Below are 19,409 nucleotides of genomic sequence, written 5' to 3' on the forward strand. Positions count from 1 at the left end.
CGGCGCTCAAGAACCAAAGAAAAACCAAAGATCGATCCCTAGATTGGTGATCGAGGAAGCGATCCGGGGCCGAAAGGCCATGAGGCCGGAGCGCTGAGGGAGGAAGTCATGAGCTCAAGCTTTGCCGCGCCAGCGCGCGGCTGTCCTGTTCATGGTGTCGCCGCCGGCCATGCGGATGTCGCAGGCGATGCATTCGATCCGTTCGATCTGACGGATCCGTTTCCATTCTATGCCGAGGCCCGCCGCGACGAGCCGGTGTTCTACTCCGAAGATCTCGGCTGCTACGTCGTCATGCGCTATGCCGACATCAAAGCCGTCTTCGACGATTGGCAGACCTTCTCGTCCGAAAACGCCCAGGCGCCGCTGCGCCCGATCGCCGACGAGGCGAAGCAGGTGATGAAGGAGGGCGGCTTCACCGCCTATTCCGGCCTCTCCGCCCGCATCCCGCCGGATCACACCCGTATCCGCAAGATCGTCCAGGGCTGCTTCGGGCCGAAGCGCTTCAAGTCGATCGAGCCGCAGATCCGCGCCATTGTGGAGCGTGCGATCGACGGCTTCGCCGATCGCGGCGAGGCGGACCTGCTCGCGAGCTTCGCCTATGACGTGCCGGCGCTGGTGCTGTTCCGCCTGCTCGGCGTGCCGGACAGCGATGTGCGCATGGTCAAGGACTGGGCGGTCAGCCGTGCGCTGCTGACATGGGGCAATCTCTCGCCGGCCGAGCAGGTGCCGCATGCCCACAACATGGTGCGCTACTGGGATTATTGTCAGGCTCTGGTCGCCCGCAAGCACCAGACGCCCGAGGACGATCTGCCCAGCGACCTGATCGCGTTGCAGACCGACGGCGCCCCGATCTCGGACCATGAGATCGCCTCGATCTGCTACAGCCTGCTCTTTGCCGGGCATGAGACCACGACGACGCTGATCAGCAATGCGATCCGCGAATTGCTCGGCCATGGCTCGTCATGGGCGGATCTGCGCGACAATCCGGCGTTGATCGCCAATGCGATCGAGGAGGTGCTGCGGTTCAGCCCGTCCATCGTCGCCTGGCGGCGCCGCGCCAAGGCCGACGCGACGGTGGGTGGCGTGCCGATCCCGGAAGGGTCCAATCTCCTGCTCGTCATGGGCTCGGGCAATCGCGACGAGGATGTCTTCGCCAATGGCGAGGTGTTCGACATTCGTCGGACCAATGCGCGCAATCACATCTCGTTCGGCTACGGCATTCATTTCTGCCTCGGCTTCCAACTGGCCAAGCTCGAGACGGGCATAGCGCTGGAGGCCCTGGCGCGACGGCTGCCCAATCTGCGGCTGAAGCCGCAGGAAATGGCCTTCGTCCGCAACATCTCGTTCCGCGTGCCGACCGCCGTGCTCGCGTCATGGGATCGACCCGCGTCCTGAGGATGCCGCGGGTCCAGCAGGCCGACGAGGCCGCAGGGCTTTCCGACCCCACCGGAGGAGTTTCATCTGATGTCCGCATTCGATACCCGGAATCTATCCGGGACCAGCTACATCATTCCGTTCGACGGCGCCGTCGCGGCTGATTTCGATCGCATGGGCGGCAAGGGCGCGAGCCTCGCCCGCATGACGGCGGCAGGCGTCGCCGTGCCCGCGGGTTTCTCCGTCGCGACCGATGCCTATGCCGACATGCTGCGCGCCGATGGCCTCGGCGACGAGATCGCGGCCCTGATGGCCGCGCTCGATATCGACGATGTCGCCGACCAGGCCCGCAAGTCCGATGCGATCCGCGCCGCCATCACCGCGCGTCCTGTGCCGGAGCCGGTCGAGCAGGCGATCCGCGCCGCCTATGGCGCACTCTCGGCCCGCTTTGGCGGCGATCTGCCGGTGGCGGTGCGCTCCTCTGCCACGGCGGAAGACCTGCCGGATGCGAGCTTTGCCGGCCAGCAGGACACCTATCTCTGGGTCGTCGGCGCGGATGCCGTGATCGATCGCGTCCGTGCCTGCTGGGCCAGCCTCTTCAATGCGCGGGCAATCGCCTATCGCGCCAAGAACGGGCTCGGCGATGTCGGCGTGTTGATGAGCGTCGCCGTGCAGAAGATGGTCGATGCCCGCTCCGCCGGTGTCGCCATGACGCTCGATCCGGTGACGGGCGACCGCTCGCGCATCGTGATCGATGCGGCCTTCGGGCTCGGCGAGCCGGTCGTTTCGGGTGACATCACGCCCGACAATTTCGTGCTCGACAAGGTCCTGCTCGCCATCGCCAAGCGCAATGTCGCCCACAAGGATTTCGAGCTCGTCGTCGACCGGGCGGCCCGCTGCACGGTCGAGCGGGTGATTGAGGCCGAGCGTCGCTCGCTCTCATCACTCTCCGATGCGGAGATCGTCGCGGTTGCCCGCCTCGCCAAGGCGCTCGAAAAGCAGATGGGCTGTCCGCAGGACGTTGAATGGGCGATCGACCGCGATCTGCCCGAGGGCGAGAACGTCGTCGCGCTGCAGAGCCGTCCCGAGACGGTCTGGAGCCGCAAGGCCGCGTCGCGGCCGAAGACCGGCTACGTGACGGGCATAGAAGGCGTCCTCGGCACGCTGCTTTCGCCGGTCCAGACCAAGCAATGAACCAGACGGGATCAATCCCGCAGGAGGAGAACCCATGACGAAGCACGCCCGCTTTCCCAGCCCCTATGATCTGCCGCCCCCCAAGGGCGCAGAGGACTGGAAGGGCCTCTATCCCTACTATCTGACCTTCAAGGACAAGCTGCGCAGCGAAGAGGACGCCAAGTTCTGGTTCTGCGACGCGCAGCATTGGCCGAGCCCGTTCAAGCCGTTCGACGCCATCACGGTGGAGTTCGCGGTCAAGTGCCTCGGCCAGTACAATACGCGCCATTACATGGTGCCGCCGGCCAATGGCGTCGAATACCGCATCCATAACGGCTATTGCTATATGAGCCCGGTCGCGGTCGCGCCGGAGCTGATCGCGGCCCGCGTGCCGCAATTCATCGAGCGCGCCGGCCATTATTTCAACAATTGGGACGCCCTGCTCCAGAACTGGGACAAGAAGGTTCGCGCCAACATCGCGGATATGGAGGCGATCCACTTCGAAGCGCTGCCGGAAGCCGTGCCGCTCGAATGGATCAAGGACGGCATCGGTCTCGACAACACCTATGCTCTCAATGAGAGCTATGATCGCCTGATCCAGCTTCTCTACAAGACCTGGCAGTATCACTTCGAGTTCCTCAATCTCGGCTACGCCGCCTATCTCGACTTCTTCGGCTTCCTGAAGGGGCAGTTTCCCAGCATCCCCGACCAGGCCATCGCCAAGATGGTTCAGGGCGTGGAAGTGGACCTGTTTCGGCCGGATGACGAACTGAAGAAGCTCGCCCGTCTCGCCGTTGAACTGGGCGTCGATACGGCGCTGGCGAGCGGAACGGTCGAGGAGGCGTTGGCCGCCGTCGGGCAGACGCCGAAGGGCGATGTCTGGCTCAAGGCCTGGAAGGACGCTCAGGACCCCTGGTTCAACTTCACCTCGGGCAATGGCTTCTATTCCGACGACAAGTACTGGATCGACCATCTCGACCTGCCGCTCGGCTATATCCGCGACTACATCGTGCGGGTGAAGCGCGGCGAGACGATCGAGCGTCCGATCGCGGCGATCGCCGCCGAGCGCGAGCGGATCACGGCCGAATATGCCGAACTGCTCGACGATGAGGCGCGCGCCGCCTTCGAGGGCAAGCTCGGCCTGGCGCGCACCGTCTTCCCCTATGTCGAGAACCACAATTTCTACATCGAACATTGGTCGATGAGCGTGTTCTGGCGGAAGATGCGCGAGCTCGGCCAGATCCTGCACGAGGCCGGCTTCTGGAAGAACCCGAACGACATCTTCTACCTGACGCGGCAGGAGATACGCGACGTTCTCTTCGACTATGGCAATGGCTGGGCCGTCGGCGCGAAGGCGGCGGGGCCTGACTACTGGCCCGAGGAGATCGAGCGGCGTGCCGCGATCATGGCGGCGCTGGCGACGCAGCCGCCGGAACCGGCGCTGAACGAGCCGCCGGCCGTGATCACCGAGCCGTTCACCATCATGCTCTGGGGCATCACGACCGACCGGATCAATGCCTGGCTCGGCGATGACGACACGACCGGGCGCTTCACCGGCATGGCGGCCTCGCCGGGGCGGGTCGAGGGCAAGGCGCGCGTCATTCGCTCCGCCTCTCAGCTCGACGAGATCGAGGATGGCGAGATCCTGGTCGCGCCCGTCACGGCGCCGAGCTGGGCTCCGGTCTTCGGGCGGATCCGCGCCATCGTGACCGATGTCGGCGGGATGATGTCGCACGCCGCGATCGTCTGCCGCGAATATGGCCTGCCGGCCGTGACCGGGACCGGCAATGCCAGCTCGCGGATCCAGAACGGCCAGATGCTGCGCGTGGACGGCACGACGGGCGAAGTCACCCTTCTCTTATGATCGGCTTTGCGGGCGGCGTGCATCGCCTCGCCGCCCGCATCATCCAGGGCAACGGACCATGTTGAACACCCACATCGACGAGACACGCTACGATGCGGTCTGGCGCGCTTCGGAAACCTATATGCGCGCCCGCAAGAACGACGTGCATGTGCCGCTGTCCTATGGCTTCGCCGAGAAGCTGCTCCAGCATCATCCCGATGCCGACCGCGACATCGTGCTGCTCGCGATCCTGCTGCACGATATCGGCTGGTGGTCGATCGATGCCGAGGAGATCTTCACCAAGGGCTTCGGGCCCAACATGATGGAATCCGACGTCCGCTTTCTGCACGAGGCCGAGGGCGTGCGCCTCTCGCGCGAGATCCTCGAGGCGCTCGGCTGGCCCGAGGCGACGATCGCGGCGGTCGGCACGATCATCGACGGCCATGATACGCGGCGCGAGCCGCGCTCGCTCAACGATCGCATCGTGCGCGATTCCGACAAGCTCTGGCGCTTCACCGTCACCGGCGTCTCGGTCGCCTGCGACTGGTTCAAGATGACGCCGCATCAATATGCCGATCGGCTCGAGCGCGATGTCGCGCTGTTGATGGAGACCGATGCGGGTCGCGCCATGGCGGAGGCGGAACTCAGCGCCACCCGGCGGATCCTGAAGCTGCACCTGCTCTGACCAAGCGAGAACTGTGATGGACATGTTCATCGACGGGGCGTGGAGCGCCACCGCGACCGGCGCGACCCGCGCCATTACCAACCCCGCCACCGGCGCCGTCATCGACACCGTGCCCTGGGGGACGGCGGAGGACGCCGACCGCGCCATTCGCGCCGCCGCCACCGCCTTTGCGAGCTGGAAGCGTGTTCCGGTCGAGGAGCGCGCGCGGCTGCAGCATCGCGCCGCGGCGGCGATGCGTGAGGCGAGCGAGGAGATCGCGCGTCTGCTGTCGCTCGAACTCGGCCGCCCGCTCAAGGGCGCGCTGCAGGAAGTGCGCCGCGCCGCTGATCTGCTCGATGTCTATGCCGAGGAGGGGCTGCGTCTCACCGGCGAGATGCGCCAGTCGGCGCTGCCGGGCGAAAAGGTGTTCGTGACGCGGGAGCCGGTCGGCGTCGTGGTCGCCATCACGCCCTTCAACTATCCGATCAACCTGCTGGTGTTCAAACTCGGCGCCGCGCTGATCGCCGGCTGCACGATGGTCGCGAAGCCGGCCGACGACACGCCGCTTTCGACGTTGAAGCTCGCGAGCGTCCTGCACGCGGCGGGCCTGCCCAAGGGGGTCTTCAATGTGGTCACCGGCCGGGGCAGCGAGATCGGCTCGGCGCTGATCGCGCATCCCGTGCCGCGCAAGGTCGCCTTTACTGGCGGGACCGAGGCCGGCAAGAAGATCGCAGCGCTGGCGGCGCAGACCATGAAGCGCGTGACGCTGGAACTGGGCGGACAATGCCCGGCCATCGTGCGGGCCGACGCGGATCTCGGCGTCGCGGCACGGGCGATCGTCAATCACGCCTTCGCCAATTCCGGCCAGTTCTGCTACCGCGTCAATCGCGTCTATGCCCATCGCAGCATCTACGAAGCCTTGCTGGAGGGACTGGCGGCGCATGCTTCGGCGCTGACGATCGGCGACGGCCTCGCCGGCGATGTCTCGATGGGGCCGCTGGTCAACGAGAAGATCTATGCCAACAGCGCCGCGCAGATCGCCGATGCGCGGGCGAGGGGCGCGCGGATCCTGACCGGCGGCGGCCGGCTTTCGGGCGATCCCTACGACAAGGGCTTCTTCCTGCCGGCGACCGTCATCGCCGATGCCGATCACAGCATGAAGGTGATGACCGAGGAGACCTTCGGGCCGGTCATCGGCGTCATGCCCTTCGACAGTGATGTCGAGGCGGTCGAGCGTGCCAACGAGACGCGCTATGGCCTCGCCGGCTTCGTCTTCAGCGGCGATATCGGCGTGGCGCTGACCATGGCCGAGGAGATCGAGGCGGGCTCGATCTGGATCAATGACATCCATCGCTCGCGCCACGACGTGCCGTTCGGCGGCATGAAGGAAAGCGGCGTCGGCCGCGAGAAGGGGCATTACGGCGTCGAGGCCTATCTCGAATACAAGACGACCTATCTCTCTTATCGCGGAGCGCTCGCATGAGCCTGCTTCTCCCGCGCGACACCCCGCTCTGGAACCTCGCCCGGCCTTATCTCGATGTGCGCTCGAACGATGCGCACACGCTCTATTCCTATCGGCTGGGCATCGCGCTGCTGCGTGTCCATCCCGAGGCCGATGGCGCGATCGTGCTGCCGGCGATCGTGCTGCACGATACCGGCTGGAAGCTGATGCCGGCGGAAAAGCTCGCCGCCGCGGTCGGGCCGTCGCCGCTATATCCCGAGTTGCAGCGCGAGCACGAGATCGCCGGCGTCGCCATTGCGCGCGACATCCTCGCAACCGTCGGCGATCCCACGATCCCGGTCGAGCCGGTACTCGCCATCATCGACGGCCACGACACCCGCGCCGAGCCGCATTCGATCGAGGATGCGCTGATGAAGGACGCCGACAAGCTCTGGCGCTTCACGGCCCATGGCGTCGCCACCATTGGCGGGTGGTTCGATACGCCGGCGCAGGAAACCGTCGCGATGCTGGAAAGCTTCGTGCTGCCGAAATTCTGCACGAGCGCGGGCCGGACCATGGCCGAGGCGCTGCTGGCGCAGGCCCATGCGGCGGCGCATCTGGATCAGGCCCTCGGAGAGGTCAGCGCGACATGACGAGCCTCGAACTGAACGACAAGACGGTGGTGGTGACCGGTGCGGCGGGTGGCCTCGGCCGCGCCTTCGCCGAGGCCTTCGCCAAGGCCGGCGCGCGGGTCGTCGCCGCCGACGTCAACAAGGCCGGCGCTGAGGAGACGGCGGCGCGGATCGAGGCGGATGGCGGTTCGGCGCTCGGCTGCGTCGTCGACGTTACGCGGCAGGAGTCCGTCGCCGCCATGGTCGAGGCCGCCGAGGCCTATGGCGAAGGCATCGATGTGCTGGTCAACAACGCCGCGATCTATGCCGGCCTGAGCCGCCGCCCCTTCGACGAGATCGAGGAGGGCGAGTGGGACCGCGTCATTGCGGTCAATCTGAAGGGCGTCTGGCTCTGCACCAAGGGCGTCGCGGCCTCGATGCGCGGGCGCGGGCAGGGGGCGATCATCAATGTCTCCTCCGCGACGGTGATGAGCGGCTCGCCGCAATGGCTGCATTACGTCACTTCGAAGGGCGGCGTCATCGCCATGACCCGGGCGCTCGCCCGCGAGCTCGGCGATGACCGCATCACCGTCAACGCCATCGCTCCGGGCTTCACGCTGACCGAGGCGAGCCTCGGCCTGGTGGAGGATGCCGAGCAATATGGCGTCATGCGCGGCGCGCTCAAGCGTGCGGCGCTCTCCGACGACATGGTCGGCGCCGCGCTCTTCTTCGCCTCGGCGCATGCGAGCTTCATCACCGGCCAGACCCTCGTGGTCGATGGCGGCCGGCAGTTTCTCTGAACGAGGGCGCACCATGACGACAATCACGTTCATCCAGCCGGATGGAGCGGCGCGGGAAGTGGTCGCGAAGCCGGGCGAGAGCGGCATGCAGGCCGCGACACGGGCCGGCGTCGAGGGCATTATCGGCGAATGCGGCGGCTCCTGCATGTGCGCGACCTGCCATGTCGAGGTGGCGCCGCAGGATATCGGCCGCCTGCCGCCGCGCGACGATATCGAGCAGGAGATGCTGGAGAGCATTCTCACCGACGTGCCAGAGGGCAGCCGTCTCTGCTGCCAGATCAAGCTTGTGCCCGAGCTGGACGGCCTCGTCCTGCACGTCGTGGAGATCGCCGGATGAGCATCGAGCGGATCGTCATCGTCGGAACCGGGCATGCGGGCACGCAGCTCGCCGCCAGCCTGCGCCAGGATGGTTATGCGGGTGCGATCGCGCTGATCGGCGACGAGACGGATCTGCCCTATCACAAGCCGCCTCTGTCCAAGGCCTTCCTGAAGGGTGGCGAGGCCGAGCTCCAATTGCTGCGGCCGGAGGAATTCTACGTCAAGAACCGGGTGGAACTGATGCTCGGCCGGCGCGTGGCGGCGATCGGTCCGGCCGAGCATCGGGTAGCGCTGGATGATGGCTCGACCATCGCCTATGACCGGCTCGTGCTGGCGACGGGCGCGCGGCCGCGCCTGCCTGCCCTTCCGGGCATCGATCTCGGCGGGGTGGTGGCGCTCAGAAACCGCGCCGACGGCCTGATGCTGCGCGCGGCGACGGTGGGCGCGGAGGATGTCGTCGTCATCGGCGGCGGCTTTATCGGCATGGAACTGGCGGCGACCTTCGCGGCGCTCGGACGAAAGGTGACGGTGATCGAGGCCGCGCCGCGCATCCTGGGTCGTGCCGTCGCGCCGCAGATCTCCGAGCATCTCGCTGCTAGCGCGGTCGCTGCCGGCGTTCGTCTCCTGACCGCCACGACATTGCGCGGCCTTGAAGGCGACCAGGGGCGCGTCAGCCATGTCGTGACGGCGAATGGCGAGCGCATAGCGGCGCAGGTGGTGGTGGTGGGCATCGGCGTCTTGCCTAACCAGGAGCTCGCCGAGGCAGCCGGTATCGCCTGCGCAAACGGCATCGTCGTCGATCGTTCGTTCCGCACGAGCCATCCGGACATCTTCGCCATCGGCGATGTCGCAAGCTATGAGCACTGGATGGCCGCTCGGGTCCTGCGGCTCGAATCGGTCCAGAACGCGACCGATCAGGCGCGCGCCGTCGCCAAGAGCCTGCTCGGCATGCCGGCGGATTATCGCGCCGTGCCGTGGTTCTGGTCGGATCAGGGCGACGCCAAATTGCAGATGGTCGGCCTCTCCTTCGACGCCGACGAGCATGTCGTGCGTGGCGAGAGCGGCGCGGGCAGCTTCTCGGTCTTCCATTATCGCGCCGGGCGGCTGCTCGCGATCGATTCCATCAACCGGGCGGCCGACCACATGCTTGGCCGCAAGATGCTGGCCGCCGGATTCTCGCCGCCGCCCGCCGCCGTGCGCGACCTGTCGGTGGATCTGCGGGCGCTGGCCGAGGCGGCCCTGGCGGAGCGCGCCGCGCCCGTCATTGCGGGCGCCTAAGGCCGGCCGGTCGCATGGAGGGCTCAGCCCGCAGGCCATTTCAGTGCAATGTCGAAAGATCGGCGGGGTCGCGTGGGCCATTATCATTGGGTGCCCGGGATGACCGCCATTTGATGCGATCGTCCGCCATTCATGCCCGTAGAGCTCCTTCCTCCCCGCGACGGGCGTGGATAACTCCGAGGCTGGCCCTATCCCCCCGGGGAAGCCTCGATGCCAAAGGAGATCGCGTTCCGGCGGCATCCCGGGCAGCAGCGCGCCCCGTGCCCTCCCGCGCCCCGATCCTCCGGCGCGCGTGCGACGCGACGGGATGCGGGTCGCAAAATCGACGCCGATGTTCTATCTGCAGCGCGTGAAAACGCTCGATTCCCTGCTGCTCGACGTCCGCGCCTGCCGTGCCTGCGCCGATCTTCTGCCGCTTGGGCCCCGGCCCGTACTCCAGATTTCGGAGACTGCGCGCATCCTGATCGCCGGTCAGGCGCCGGGCACGAAAGTGCATGAGAGCGGCATTCCGTTCGCCGATGCTTCGGGCGATCATCTGCGCGAATGGATGGGGGTATCCCCGGACGAATTCTACGATGCGAGCCTGATCGCGATCGTGCCGATGGCGTTCTGCTATCCCGGACGGGCGCCAGGCGGCGGCGACGCGCCGCCGCGTCCGGAATGCGCGCCCCTCTGGCGGGAGGCGTTGCTTGCCCATCTGCCGAACCTCCGATTGACCCTGCTCGTCGGCACCTATGCCCAGGACTACGCGCTCGGGCGCGGCACGATGACCGAGCGGGTACGGAATTTCCGGGGCCAGCCTGCCGGCATCTTTCCGCTGCCGCATCCATCCTGGCGATCGCGTCATTGGGCGGCACGCAATCCATGGTTCGGGGCGGAGGTGCTGCCCGCGTTGCGCCTTGCCGTTCGATCCGCCCTGGCGTGAAGGCGAAATCAGGCCCGGGCTTGCGATCGCTCGGAACCTGCCGCGCGAACGTGCGCATGGGAAATCCAAAGGAAGGGGCGACGGACTAGCTTGTCCTCGGACGCGTGCGCCGCGCATTGATGGTGCTCGAGCAAGAGGCTGAGCCATGACTCCTCTCGACCTGGCATGGGTCTGTCTCGGCGGTGGACTCGGATCGCTGCTGCGATGGTGGGTCGGGCGAATGGTCGGCGAGCGCTATCATGGCGATCTGCCGGTCTCGACGCTCCTCATCAATGTCTCGGGCGCATTCGTGATCGGCTATCTGTCGGTCCGGCTCGGCGTCGATTGGCGCGACCGATACAGCACCGCCGTCATGGCCGGGCTGCTCACGGGCGGGCTCGGCGGCTACACCACCTTCAGCACCATGCAACTCGATGCCGCCACGCTGACACGACAAGCACCCGGGCGCGCGGTCTCCTACCTCGTCATTTCGATCGGCGCGGGGCTCGCCGCGGCTGCGCTCGGGGCGGCACTCGCCCATGTCTCCGGCTGAGCGGAGAAGGACATGATCAACACCATCATCCTGGTCTTTGTCGGTGGCGCGATGGGCGCCCTGATCCGAGAATTCCTGATGATCGGCGTTCCGCCGGTCGCCGACGGCTTTCCGCTCGACATCCTCGTCGCCAACATCGCCGCGACATTCCTGCTCGGGCTGACCGCCGCTTTCCATGCGCGGAAGATCGTCACCGACAGCGTCAACACCCTGGTCGGCACCGGCATCATGGGCGGGCTCTCGACCTTCTCGAGCTTCGTCTATGGCGCGGTCGTCCTGATCGGCGCCTCGGTGCAGAGCGCGCTGGTCGCCATCCTCTATCTGCTGGTCAGTGTCGCGCTTGGCTATGTCGCGATCACGCTAGGATTGCGCATGGGCGGCGCCGGCTCAGCGAGGCCATGACCGGGACCAGACATATTATTTTGCCGGCATAATAATGGCGAAGGGATGTGGTCTCAGCAGGCGAAATCGATCGCGGGCGCTGGCATGTCCGCGTCAACGCCGAGGCGCAATATGCGATCAATGCTGGTCAGGGGGATACGGGCCTAGCCGAACAGTGCAGTCGCAGCGCAAGCCCGGCCTTGCCGTCACGCCGGATGTTCAGTCCCCGTATTTGACGAATCGGATCGCGCGTGAACCGATCGTTGTTGATTCCGAGCGGCGCAGGCAATCGAGCACGGCATCGTATCATCGCAAGTGACAGGCCGCCGGTTGGCGGTAGTTGAGTTCGATGCGATCGAACCGCTCGGCGGCGAGGAGCCATAATCCCCGCCCATCGTCGGTCACCGCCGCCACCACGCCATGGAGCGGGAGATCGGCACTGCCCTGCGGCAGCATGCTGCGGACGATCGCCGACACATCGATCCCGGCGAAGGGATTCGCTCCCGCTGGGACAGCGACGAAATGCACGTGAAAATCATAGCCGTTGATACGAGCATTCGCGGCATCGCGCGCGAGATGGGCCAGTGCGACCCTGTAGGCCGGCTTCAGCGTGCCGATATGGATGTGAAACTGATGCTGCCCGCGTGTCGTCGCCGGCTGGATCGCGAAGGCAAGATCGTTCTTCGGAAAGGCTGGCACGACGAAATTCTGAGAGGCGAAATAGGCGTCGCGCCAATAGTTCTGTCCGGCATAGCCGGCGACATCTTCGATTCCGGCAACCGGTTCGATCGCCCAGAGCAGGAAGCGGCAGTTCTCGCCGCGCGCAAACGGATAGCGCGCCGAATCACGATGACGCGTGTCGTACTGCAAGAAGAAGCTCTGGCCGCCCTCGTCGTGGCGCACGAACTCCCCTTGGCGGTCGGCGCAGCGGCCGGCCGCGCAGGCCTGGGACCACAGAAACCGGTAGACGGCGCAGGTCCGGGCGGACGCATTGACCGGATCGGCGCAGGAACGGCACTGAGCCGCCGCCTTGTCGTTATTGTTGGCCTCGGGCGGCGAAATCCAGTGCTCGGCCTGATCGGGGCCGAACGGGCAGGCGCGCGTCGCCGGCTCACGCGCACCGGACGTTGCCGGGACCATGCCGAGGGCCAGACAGAAGCATACCAAGGCAAGCAGCGCGCGCGCCGCCGCGCGAAACGGCCTGCCCAGGATATAACTCATGATCGTCCATCCAGATGCCACGGCTTCGGCTACCGGGCCGGCTTTCGGCAGCGAAACGGGAACACGTCGTCCGATACCATTTCAATTCTATACTATGAAGTCGATTATTATATATATTTCATTCAATATTCGAAATACGACAACGTCGCCGGCCTTGAGTTCCGGGACGAGGACCTTGGAAACGTAGGTCTCGAAGGCCGTCCGGTTGATGGCGCCGTCCAGAACCCACGGAGCGATGAAGCCCCGCAGCGTGAGTGCGCCGACGAAGGTCGTGGTTTTCCAGTGACCATGGGGGACACCGACACGGAGCCGTTCGCCGCGCCGGCAGCGACCATGCCGGCGCGGCATGTTGGCGGTAGCCCATGTTTCATCGATGAAGACGAGCTTCTCCGGATCCTGGTCCAGTTGACCCTCGAACCACGCCTCGCGACGCTTCAGCACGTCGGGCCGGACCTGCTCGCTGGCGTGCGCGGTCTTTTTTGCGGGTGACGGCGTGCCGGGCGAAGAAGCGCTGGATCGTGCCGTAGCCCAAGACGAGGCCCTTCGCCGCCAGGCGTGCCCGAACCGCTCGATGGTGGCGTCGCGGTCCGGTCCCAGCGCCTCGAGGACGAGCTCGTGATGAGCCTCGATACGATCGAGCGCCGGTCCCCGCCCAGGCCTTCGGGCGCGGAGTGCCCTGTTCGCGCTCCCGCATCCTCGATGCCGAACAGCCGCTGCTTTCGAATGCGGTCGTGCTCGGTCTCCGCTCCGTACTCACCTCCTGAGAGCGCCGGCTTTGTCTCCTCGGCAGGGCGCGCCCGGCGTGGCATCCCGAAAGACCTGGAACGCTGCCGGCCTTAGTTCGCTTGGCGACGCGTCAAGGGTTCCAGCATGATCAAGCTCGAGGCCATCCTTGTCCTCCTTCTCGGAGTGGTCGTGACGCATTGGTGCGCGCAGGCGCTCCGTGGCCGGCTCGCGCTGCCCATCATCCAGATCGCCATCGGCGCGCTGATCGGCCTGAAGACCGGTCTCAGCCTGCAGCTGGAGCCGGAACTCTTCTTCGTCCTGTTCCTGCCGCCGCTGCTTTTCCTCGATGGCTGGCGCATCCCCACCGAGGACTTGAAGAAGAGCGCCGCGACCGTGCTCTCGCTCGCCTTCGGCCTCGTCTTCTTTACCGTGCTCGGCGTCGGGCTGCTGCTGCATCTCCTCATCCCGCCAATGCCGCTTTCGGTCTGCTTCGCGCTGGCCGCGGTGCTCTCGCCGACCGATGTCGTGGCGGCCGGCGCCATGATGGCGAACATCAAGGTCCCGCAGCGCATGCTGCGCATTCTGGAGGGGGAGGCTCTCTTCAATGACGCCTCCGGCCTCGTCTGCCTGAAACTGGCGACATCGGCCACCTTGACCGGCGCCTTCTCCCTCTGGGATTCGGTCGGCACGCTCGCCTGGACCGCCATTTGTGGTGTCGCCATCGGCGCCGCTTCGACCGTGCTCGTTTCGCGCACCAAATCCTGGATGGCCTCCCGGCTCGGCGAAGAGACCCCGTCGCAGATCCTGATCAGCCTGCTGACGCCCTATGGCGCCTATCTGATCGCCGATCAGCTCGGTTGCTCGGCCGTTCTGGCCGCGGTCACTGCGGGCATCGTGATGAGCAAGCTCGAGATCGGTGGCATCGTGCTGCCCGTCACCCGCGTGAGCCGCCGATCCGTGTGGGAAACACTGCAATTTACCCTGAACGGCGTCATCTTCCTGCTGCTCGGCGAACAATTGCCGGGCATCCTCACGCATCTCAGCGCCAGCATGACGGAAGACGGACATCGTGGCGTCGGCTGGCTCGGCTTCTACATAGCCAGCGTCACCCTCGCGCTCGCGGCGCTGCGCTTCGTCTGGGTCTGGGTGACCGGCGCGATCTGGCTCGCCCGACAGAGCCAGCCGGGCAAACGGAGGCTGGATCCGAACTGGCGCTTCGTCGCGGCCATGTCGACGGCGGGCGTGCGCGGCGCCATAACGCTTGCCGGAGCGCTGAGCCTGCCGCTGGTCCTGCCGGATGGCTCGCCATTTCCCGCGCGCGATCTGGTGATCTCCATTGCGGCAGGCGTCATCATCGCCTCGCTGGTCTTTGCCAATCTGACTTTGCCTGTCCTCCTGCGGGGGCTCCGCCTGCCTGCAGCCGCGCCCGACGGTCGCGAGGAGAGCGCGGCCCGCATCCAGTCGGCGCAGGCGGCCCTTGCAGCGCTCGCCAAGGCGAGAGGCCAGAATACCAAGCAGCCGGAAGGGTTCCTCGCGGCTGCGGCTGGCATCGCGGAGCAATATCAGCGGCGGATCACGCAGTTGCGGCCCGAGACCACCGTCGACGCGGACGGCGCCACGATCGACATTCGGGAGGCGCTGCAACACGAGCAGTCCCTCCGCCTGCTGGCGATCAAGGCGGAGCGCGCGGCGATCATCGGCATGGCGCGGCAGAGCCAGATCTCCGACAGCCTGGCGAAGAGGATGCTGCGCGAGACCGACCTCGCAGAGACATCCTATGACGCGGCGTCCGAGGCGGTCTGAGGATGGCGCGCCGCCTCGGCCAGATACGCACGTATGATCGCGCTGACCCAATGTTGGATAGGGCGGCCGCGCGTAGGGCTCTACCCTTCGGCCAGGCCAAGAGATGGCGACGGCGCGCCGTCGCCGCACCATTCCACCCCTGTTGGACGGAGACCACAATGACCCATTCCTTGCCGCAACGGCGCCTGATGGCGGTGCGGCCCTGTCCTGAGAGGCTATCATGAGCGCAGAACCCGCCGCAGCGCCGCCAAGCGCGCTTCAGCCGGGCCAGCCGGCTCCCGATTTCACACTGCCGTCGACACCCGATCAGCAGCTGTCGCTCTCCGACCTCAAGGGTCATCCGGTTATTCTCGCCTTCTTTCCGGCGGACTGGAGCCCGGTCTGCGGCGACCAGATGAGCCTCTACAACGAGGTCCTGCCGGAGTTTCGGCGCTATGGCGCGCAACTCGTCGGCATCTCGACCGATGGCGTCTGGTGCCATGCAGCCTTTGCCGAGCAGCGCCATCTGCATTTCCCCCTCCTTGCCGATTTCGAGCCGAAGGGCGAGGTCGCGCGCCGCTATGGCGTCTATCGCGTCCATGAAGGCACGTCGGAACGGGCGCTGTTCGTCATCGACGCTTCGGGCCTGATCCACTGGAGCTTTGTGTCGCCCGTCGGGCTCAATCCCGGCGCGGACGGCATCCTCAACGCCCTCGACACGCTGGTTGAGGCCCCTCAGGAAACTGGAGTTCACCCATGACAACGCTCACACCCGCCGTCAGCGCCGACGATCATGCAGAGGGCCCCGCGGACGCACCGGTCACGCTGGTCGAATATGGGGACTATGAATGCCCCTATTGCGGCGCGGCCTATCCGGTCGTGAAGGCGGTCCAGCGCGCGATGGGCGATCGGCTCCGGTTCGTGTTCCGGAACTTCCCCATCACCGAATCCCACCCCCATGCCGGCCACGCGGCCGAGTTCGCCGAAGCGGCCGCCCGGATCGGACGGTTCTGGGAAGCGCATGATCTGCTCTACCAGCACCAGGATGCGCTCGATGACGCCTCGCTGATTTCCTATGGCGCCAAGATCGGCCTCGATCGCTCGGCGGTGGTTGCGGCCTTTGGCGGCGAGCAGGATGACCGGATCCGTCGGGATTTCAGGGGCGGACTGCGCAGCGGCGTGAACGGTACGCCGACTTTCTTCATCAACGGCCGGCGCTATGATGGCGAGCGCGACGTGCAGAGCATGGTCGATGCCCTGAACGACGCGGCGCGGTAGCCAGGCCGATTCTGGCTGGCGGCACGGCGGGACAGCCCGCTTTTTCCAATATCTTCGACGACATCGGATGGCGGCACGCCCGTTCCGGTGTCGCCAGACCGAGCTGTACTCGATGCCCGGCGCTAAACGATCTTCTTCAGATTGCCGACGAAGCGAACGCCGATGGTGTGAACGACCAGGAACGGAAGGTCTATCTGGGCCTTGCTGGCCTTGTCCTTGAGGCGTCGCAGCGCGGCATCCAGCCCCCGGTGGTTCGGGCCGGGCGCGCCGTAGCCCATGACCGAGGCGAGATAGGATCGCGAAAGCGGCTTTTCCTTCGCCTTCTCGAACATCTCCAGCAACATGACCTCCTTGCCGGTCAGGACGAGGAGCTTGTCATCCGGCGAAATCAGCAACTTGCGGGCAACGTCCAGCCGCCAGGTCAATCCCTCCGGGCCGGGCCGCGGACGGTGCGCGCGGGACTGGATGACCCGCTTGGCCAGATTGCGAACGGCCAGCACGAGCTCGCCATTGTCGACCGGCTTGGTCAGATAGAGATCGGCGCCCTCGGTATATCCCCGCAGGCGATCCTGGCGCCCTGCGCGCGCCGTCAGGATGATGATCCCGGGACGATCATCCTGGCCGCCAATATCATGCGCCAGCTCGAAGCCACTTGCGTCGGGCAGGTTGATGTCGATGATTGCAACATCAACTTCACTCATGGCGATGGCCGTGCGGAATTCGGAGCCGGTTGCGGCTTCATGCACGGTCAGGCCGTTCAGACGCAGGTTTTCTGCGAGGCCTTCGCGAAGCTCGATGTCATCCTCGACAAGCAACACATGCGCTGCCTGCGGTTCGGGATTTGGGATTTGAACGGGTGACCCTTGCATCGCCATGTCAGCCGGAGATCTCCTTGCGTCAGCCTTCCGGCGAACGAAGCCGTTCGTAACCCTTATTGTCGGTGTATCCAGACTACATGACCCAGCGTCAATCGCGAAACGCTTCTGCCTTTGCCTTTGCGGCCATCCTCATCATTCTGCTGCTGGTCGCGCTCCACGCGAAGGCGGAGGATGCTGCGTCGCGGGCGTTTCCGACCATGGCGGTCGCGGTCCTCAAGGATCGCCCGGGCACGATGACGCTCGACGATGTCCGCAGCGAGGGAGTCCGCAAGGACTTCAAATCCATCAGCGGCAGCAGCATCAATTTCGGCTATACGCGCGATACGATCTGGCTGCGGCTCGACATCCGCTCGACCGAGAGCCGCGAGATGCTGGTCTCGCTGACGCCGAACTTCGTGGATTTGATCGACGTCTATGTCCTTCCCCCCAATGGAGGGGCAGGCGCGCCGGTCCATTACGCCATGGGCGATCACCGCCCTCTCTCCGACGACGCCTTGTCCGGATTGGACAATGTCGTCCCGATCGCGCTGGAAGCCGGGCAACTGACCGAGGTCTTCGTGCGAGCGGCCGCGACCAACTCCGTGATGACGCTGCAAGCATCGCTCTATTCTCCGACGGATCATACGAGCAGGACATCCGTCTCGAGCCTTATCTTCGGCTGGTGGTTCGGGGGAATGACGATCCTGCTGATCATCCAGCTCGTATTCTTCTACTATAATCGCATGCCGGCATTTGCTCTGCTGGCCGTGTCGACCTTCTTCGCCATGATGGTGTATTTCGGCACGCTCGGTCTCTCGCGGATCTTTCTCTTCCCATCGGGCGGAGAGGGAAACGACATGTTCACCGCGATCGTGAGCTGGCTCGGTATCAGTGCCAGCGTGCTGGCGGCCCGTTCGATCCTCGACGTTCCCGGCAAGGCACCCTGGGTCGACCGGATATTCATCGCCGGCGCGTTGATCGGCGCGGCGGGCGGTGTATTGGCGCTGGTCGGCTACAATATTGAATTCGGTCCGTTTGCCCATTTGACGATCGTCATCGTGGTGCTGACCGGGGCGGTTCAAAGCATGCGCACCATCGAACCGTCGGATTCGAGCACCAAGCTCCGCGCTGCCGCCTTTCTCGTCCTGGCGGTGGGCGTTCTCTTCACCATGGCGCAACGATCGGGTGTCGTTCCGTTGCCCGATTGGGTCGCGCATGGTTATGCGGCGAGCACCGTGATGCACTCTGTTCTCCTGACCGGTGCGTTGGCCGTTTATTTGCGCACGTCGGAGGTGATGAGCGCCCGGATCACGCAGGAAGCCCTCGCCATGGCGCGCGATGCCGAGGGACGGGCGATTGGCCTCGTCGAGGAGAGGACGCGCGATCTCGCTGTCGCGAAATCGGTCGCCGAGGAGGCGCTCGCGGCGGAACTGGCATCCAAGGAGCAGCAGATCCGCTTTATGGAGGTGATCAGCCACCAGTACCGCACGCCGCTGGCGGCGGTCCAAACCCATATCTCCAACATCGGCATGTCGCTGCCGAAGGACGATGCCGCCAACAGGCGGCGTCTCGACCGCGTGCGCAAGGGAATCGCGCGTCTGGTGGAGGTGCTGGAGGTCAATCTTTCGAGAAGCCGATTGCAGGGCAGCGCGTTCGAACCCCGCCTCGAACGACATCTCGCCGTGCCGTTGCTGGAGGCGGCGGTGGCGCGTGCGCGCGACCTGCTGCAGATCGAGCTGACCTGCGTGGTGGCTCCCGATGCCCGGCACCAGATTGTGGAGGCCGATACGGACATGTTGGAGATCGCCGTCATCAATGTTCTCGAAAACGCCGCCAAATTCAGCCATCCGGCCTCCAAGGACGCGATTTCGGTGGGTGTTTCGGTGACTGGCGATGCCCTGGTCATCGAGATCGCCGATCAGGGAATCGGAATTCCGGACGGGGAACTGCCGCGTCTGCTGGAGCCGAATTTCAGGGCCTCCAACGCAACGAAGGTACCCGGAACAGGAACCGGACTGTCGCTCGTGGCACGGGTCGCGGCCACCCACAGAGGCAAAGTTGAGGTCCGATCGACGCTTGGCGTGGGCACGACCGTGCGCATGCTGATCCCCCTAGCTGATCGGGGCCGCCCCAGTTCCGGTGCCGCATAGGGCGTATCGTCCGCCGCCCGCAGGCCGGAGCGCCCCGCGCAAACCGGGCGCCGGC

The 19,409-nt window shown here is 65.8% G+C and carries 18 protein-coding genes and 1 pseudogene; 16 read left to right on the top strand and 3 right to left on the bottom strand.

What is annotated here, in order from left to right; all coding sequences use genetic code 11:
- The first annotated feature begins 108 nt into the window (after positions 1 to 108).
- From QO014_RS15220 to QO014_RS15275, 12 genes are all read left to right on the top strand, one after another.
- Positions 109 to 1,395, top strand: coding sequence for a cytochrome P450 (locus tag QO014_RS15220; protein WP_266349571.1), 1,287 nt, complete (start codon positions 109 to 111; stop codon positions 1,393 to 1,395).
- Positions 1,396 to 1,464: 69 nt separating this feature from the next.
- Complete coding sequence (locus QO014_RS15225; protein WP_266349572.1) at positions 1,465 to 2,568, top strand: PEP/pyruvate-binding domain-containing protein; 1,104 nt, start codon at positions 1,465 to 1,467, stop codon at positions 2,566 to 2,568.
- A gap of 34 nt (positions 2,569 to 2,602) precedes the next feature.
- Positions 2,603 to 4,411: a PEP-utilizing enzyme gene (locus tag QO014_RS15230; RefSeq protein ID WP_266349573.1), complete on the top strand. Its 1,809-nt coding sequence runs from the start codon at positions 2,603 to 2,605 to the stop codon at positions 4,409 to 4,411.
- A gap of 58 nt (positions 4,412 to 4,469) precedes the next feature.
- A complete protein-coding gene (locus QO014_RS15235; RefSeq protein WP_266349574.1) occupies positions 4,470 to 5,075 on the top strand; it encodes an HD domain-containing protein in 606 nt (201 codons plus the stop codon).
- Positions 5,076 to 5,091: 16 nt separating this feature from the next.
- Entirely contained in the window at positions 5,092 to 6,537 is a 1,446-nt protein-coding gene (locus QO014_RS15240) for an aldehyde dehydrogenase family protein (RefSeq protein ID WP_266349575.1), read from the top strand.
- Complete coding sequence (locus tag QO014_RS15245) at positions 6,534 to 7,148, top strand: HD domain-containing protein (protein ID WP_266349576.1); 615 nt, start codon at positions 6,534 to 6,536, stop codon at positions 7,146 to 7,148. The genes QO014_RS15240 and QO014_RS15245 overlap by 4 nt, the downstream gene beginning before the upstream one ends.
- On the top strand, positions 7,145 to 7,906 hold the full coding sequence (locus QO014_RS15250) for an SDR family NAD(P)-dependent oxidoreductase (protein ID WP_266349577.1): 762 nt from the start codon (positions 7,145 to 7,147) through the stop codon (positions 7,904 to 7,906). Before QO014_RS15245 ends, QO014_RS15250 begins: the two co-directional genes overlap by 4 nt.
- Before the next feature lie 13 nt (positions 7,907 to 7,919).
- The gene (locus QO014_RS15255) at positions 7,920 to 8,243 is read left to right on the top strand and encodes a 2Fe-2S iron-sulfur cluster-binding protein (RefSeq protein WP_266349578.1); all 324 of its coding nucleotides are present in this window, start codon (positions 7,920 to 7,922) and stop codon (positions 8,241 to 8,243) included.
- The gene (locus QO014_RS15260) at positions 8,240 to 9,502 is read left to right on the top strand and encodes an NAD(P)/FAD-dependent oxidoreductase (protein WP_266349579.1); all 1,263 of its coding nucleotides are present in this window, start codon (positions 8,240 to 8,242) and stop codon (positions 9,500 to 9,502) included. The genes QO014_RS15255 and QO014_RS15260 overlap by 4 nt, the downstream gene beginning before the upstream one ends.
- 307 nt (positions 9,503 to 9,809) lie before the next feature.
- Positions 9,810 to 10,427, top strand: a complete 618-nt coding sequence (locus QO014_RS15265; RefSeq protein ID WP_266349580.1) for a uracil-DNA glycosylase family protein — start codon at positions 9,810 to 9,812, stop codon at positions 10,425 to 10,427.
- Between the two features lie 145 nt (positions 10,428 to 10,572).
- On the top strand, positions 10,573 to 10,959 hold the full coding sequence (locus QO014_RS15270; protein ID WP_266349581.1) for a CrcB family protein: 387 nt from the start codon (positions 10,573 to 10,575) through the stop codon (positions 10,957 to 10,959).
- A 12-nt stretch (positions 10,960 to 10,971) separates the two neighbouring features.
- The gene (locus QO014_RS15275; RefSeq protein WP_266349582.1) at positions 10,972 to 11,361 is read left to right on the top strand and encodes a CrcB family protein; all 390 of its coding nucleotides are present in this window, start codon (positions 10,972 to 10,974) and stop codon (positions 11,359 to 11,361) included.
- Between the two features lie 285 nt (positions 11,362 to 11,646).
- Here QO014_RS15275 and QO014_RS15280 read toward each other — a convergent pair whose 3' ends face one another.
- Together QO014_RS15280 and QO014_RS15285 are read right to left on the bottom strand one after the other, a co-directional pair.
- The gene (locus QO014_RS15280; RefSeq protein ID WP_266349583.1) at positions 11,647 to 12,561 is read right to left on the bottom strand and encodes a CDP-diacylglycerol diphosphatase; all 915 of its coding nucleotides are present in this window, start codon (positions 12,559 to 12,561) and stop codon (positions 11,647 to 11,649) included.
- Positions 12,562 to 12,696: 135 nt separating this feature from the next.
- Positions 12,697 to 13,261, bottom strand: a pseudogene (locus QO014_RS15285) (transposase); the annotation flags it as partial.
- A 170-nt stretch (positions 13,262 to 13,431) separates the two neighbouring features.
- Between QO014_RS15285 and QO014_RS15290 the strand changes: the two are divergent.
- The 3 genes from QO014_RS15290 to QO014_RS15300 all read left to right on the top strand — a co-directional run bounded on the left by QO014_RS15290 (position 13,432) and on the right by QO014_RS15300 (position 16,347).
- Positions 13,432 to 15,090 (top strand): Na+/H+ antiporter, encoded by a 1,659-nt coding sequence (locus QO014_RS15290; protein WP_266349584.1) that lies wholly within the window; start codon positions 13,432 to 13,434, stop codon positions 15,088 to 15,090.
- A gap of 220 nt (positions 15,091 to 15,310) precedes the next feature.
- Positions 15,311 to 15,829 carry a redoxin domain-containing protein gene (locus QO014_RS15295; protein ID WP_266349585.1) on the top strand — a complete coding sequence of 173 codons (519 nt, stop codon included), beginning with the start codon at positions 15,311 to 15,313 and terminating at the stop codon, positions 15,827 to 15,829.
- Positions 15,826 to 16,347, top strand: coding sequence for a DsbA family protein (locus QO014_RS15300; RefSeq protein ID WP_266349586.1), 522 nt, complete (start codon positions 15,826 to 15,828; stop codon positions 16,345 to 16,347). Before QO014_RS15295 ends, QO014_RS15300 begins: the two co-directional genes overlap by 4 nt.
- Before the next feature lie 122 nt (positions 16,348 to 16,469).
- Here the strand turns inward: QO014_RS15300 and QO014_RS15305 are convergent, their stop codons facing one another.
- Entirely contained in the window at positions 16,470 to 17,165 is a 696-nt protein-coding gene (locus QO014_RS15305; RefSeq protein WP_266349587.1) for a response regulator transcription factor, read from the bottom strand.
- A 137-nt stretch (positions 17,166 to 17,302) separates the two neighbouring features.
- On the opposite strand from QO014_RS15305, the gene QO014_RS15310 reads away from it, so the two are divergent.
- The gene (locus QO014_RS15310) at positions 17,303 to 19,354 is read left to right on the top strand and encodes a sensor histidine kinase (RefSeq protein WP_266349588.1); all 2,052 of its coding nucleotides are present in this window, start codon (positions 17,303 to 17,305) and stop codon (positions 19,352 to 19,354) included.
- The last annotated feature ends 55 nt before the right edge of the window (positions 19,355 to 19,409 follow it).

It is taken from the genome of Kaistia dalseonensis, from assembly GCF_030814715.1.
Taxonomy (GTDB): domain Bacteria; phylum Pseudomonadota; class Alphaproteobacteria; order Rhizobiales; family Kaistiaceae; genus Kaistia; species Kaistia dalseonensis.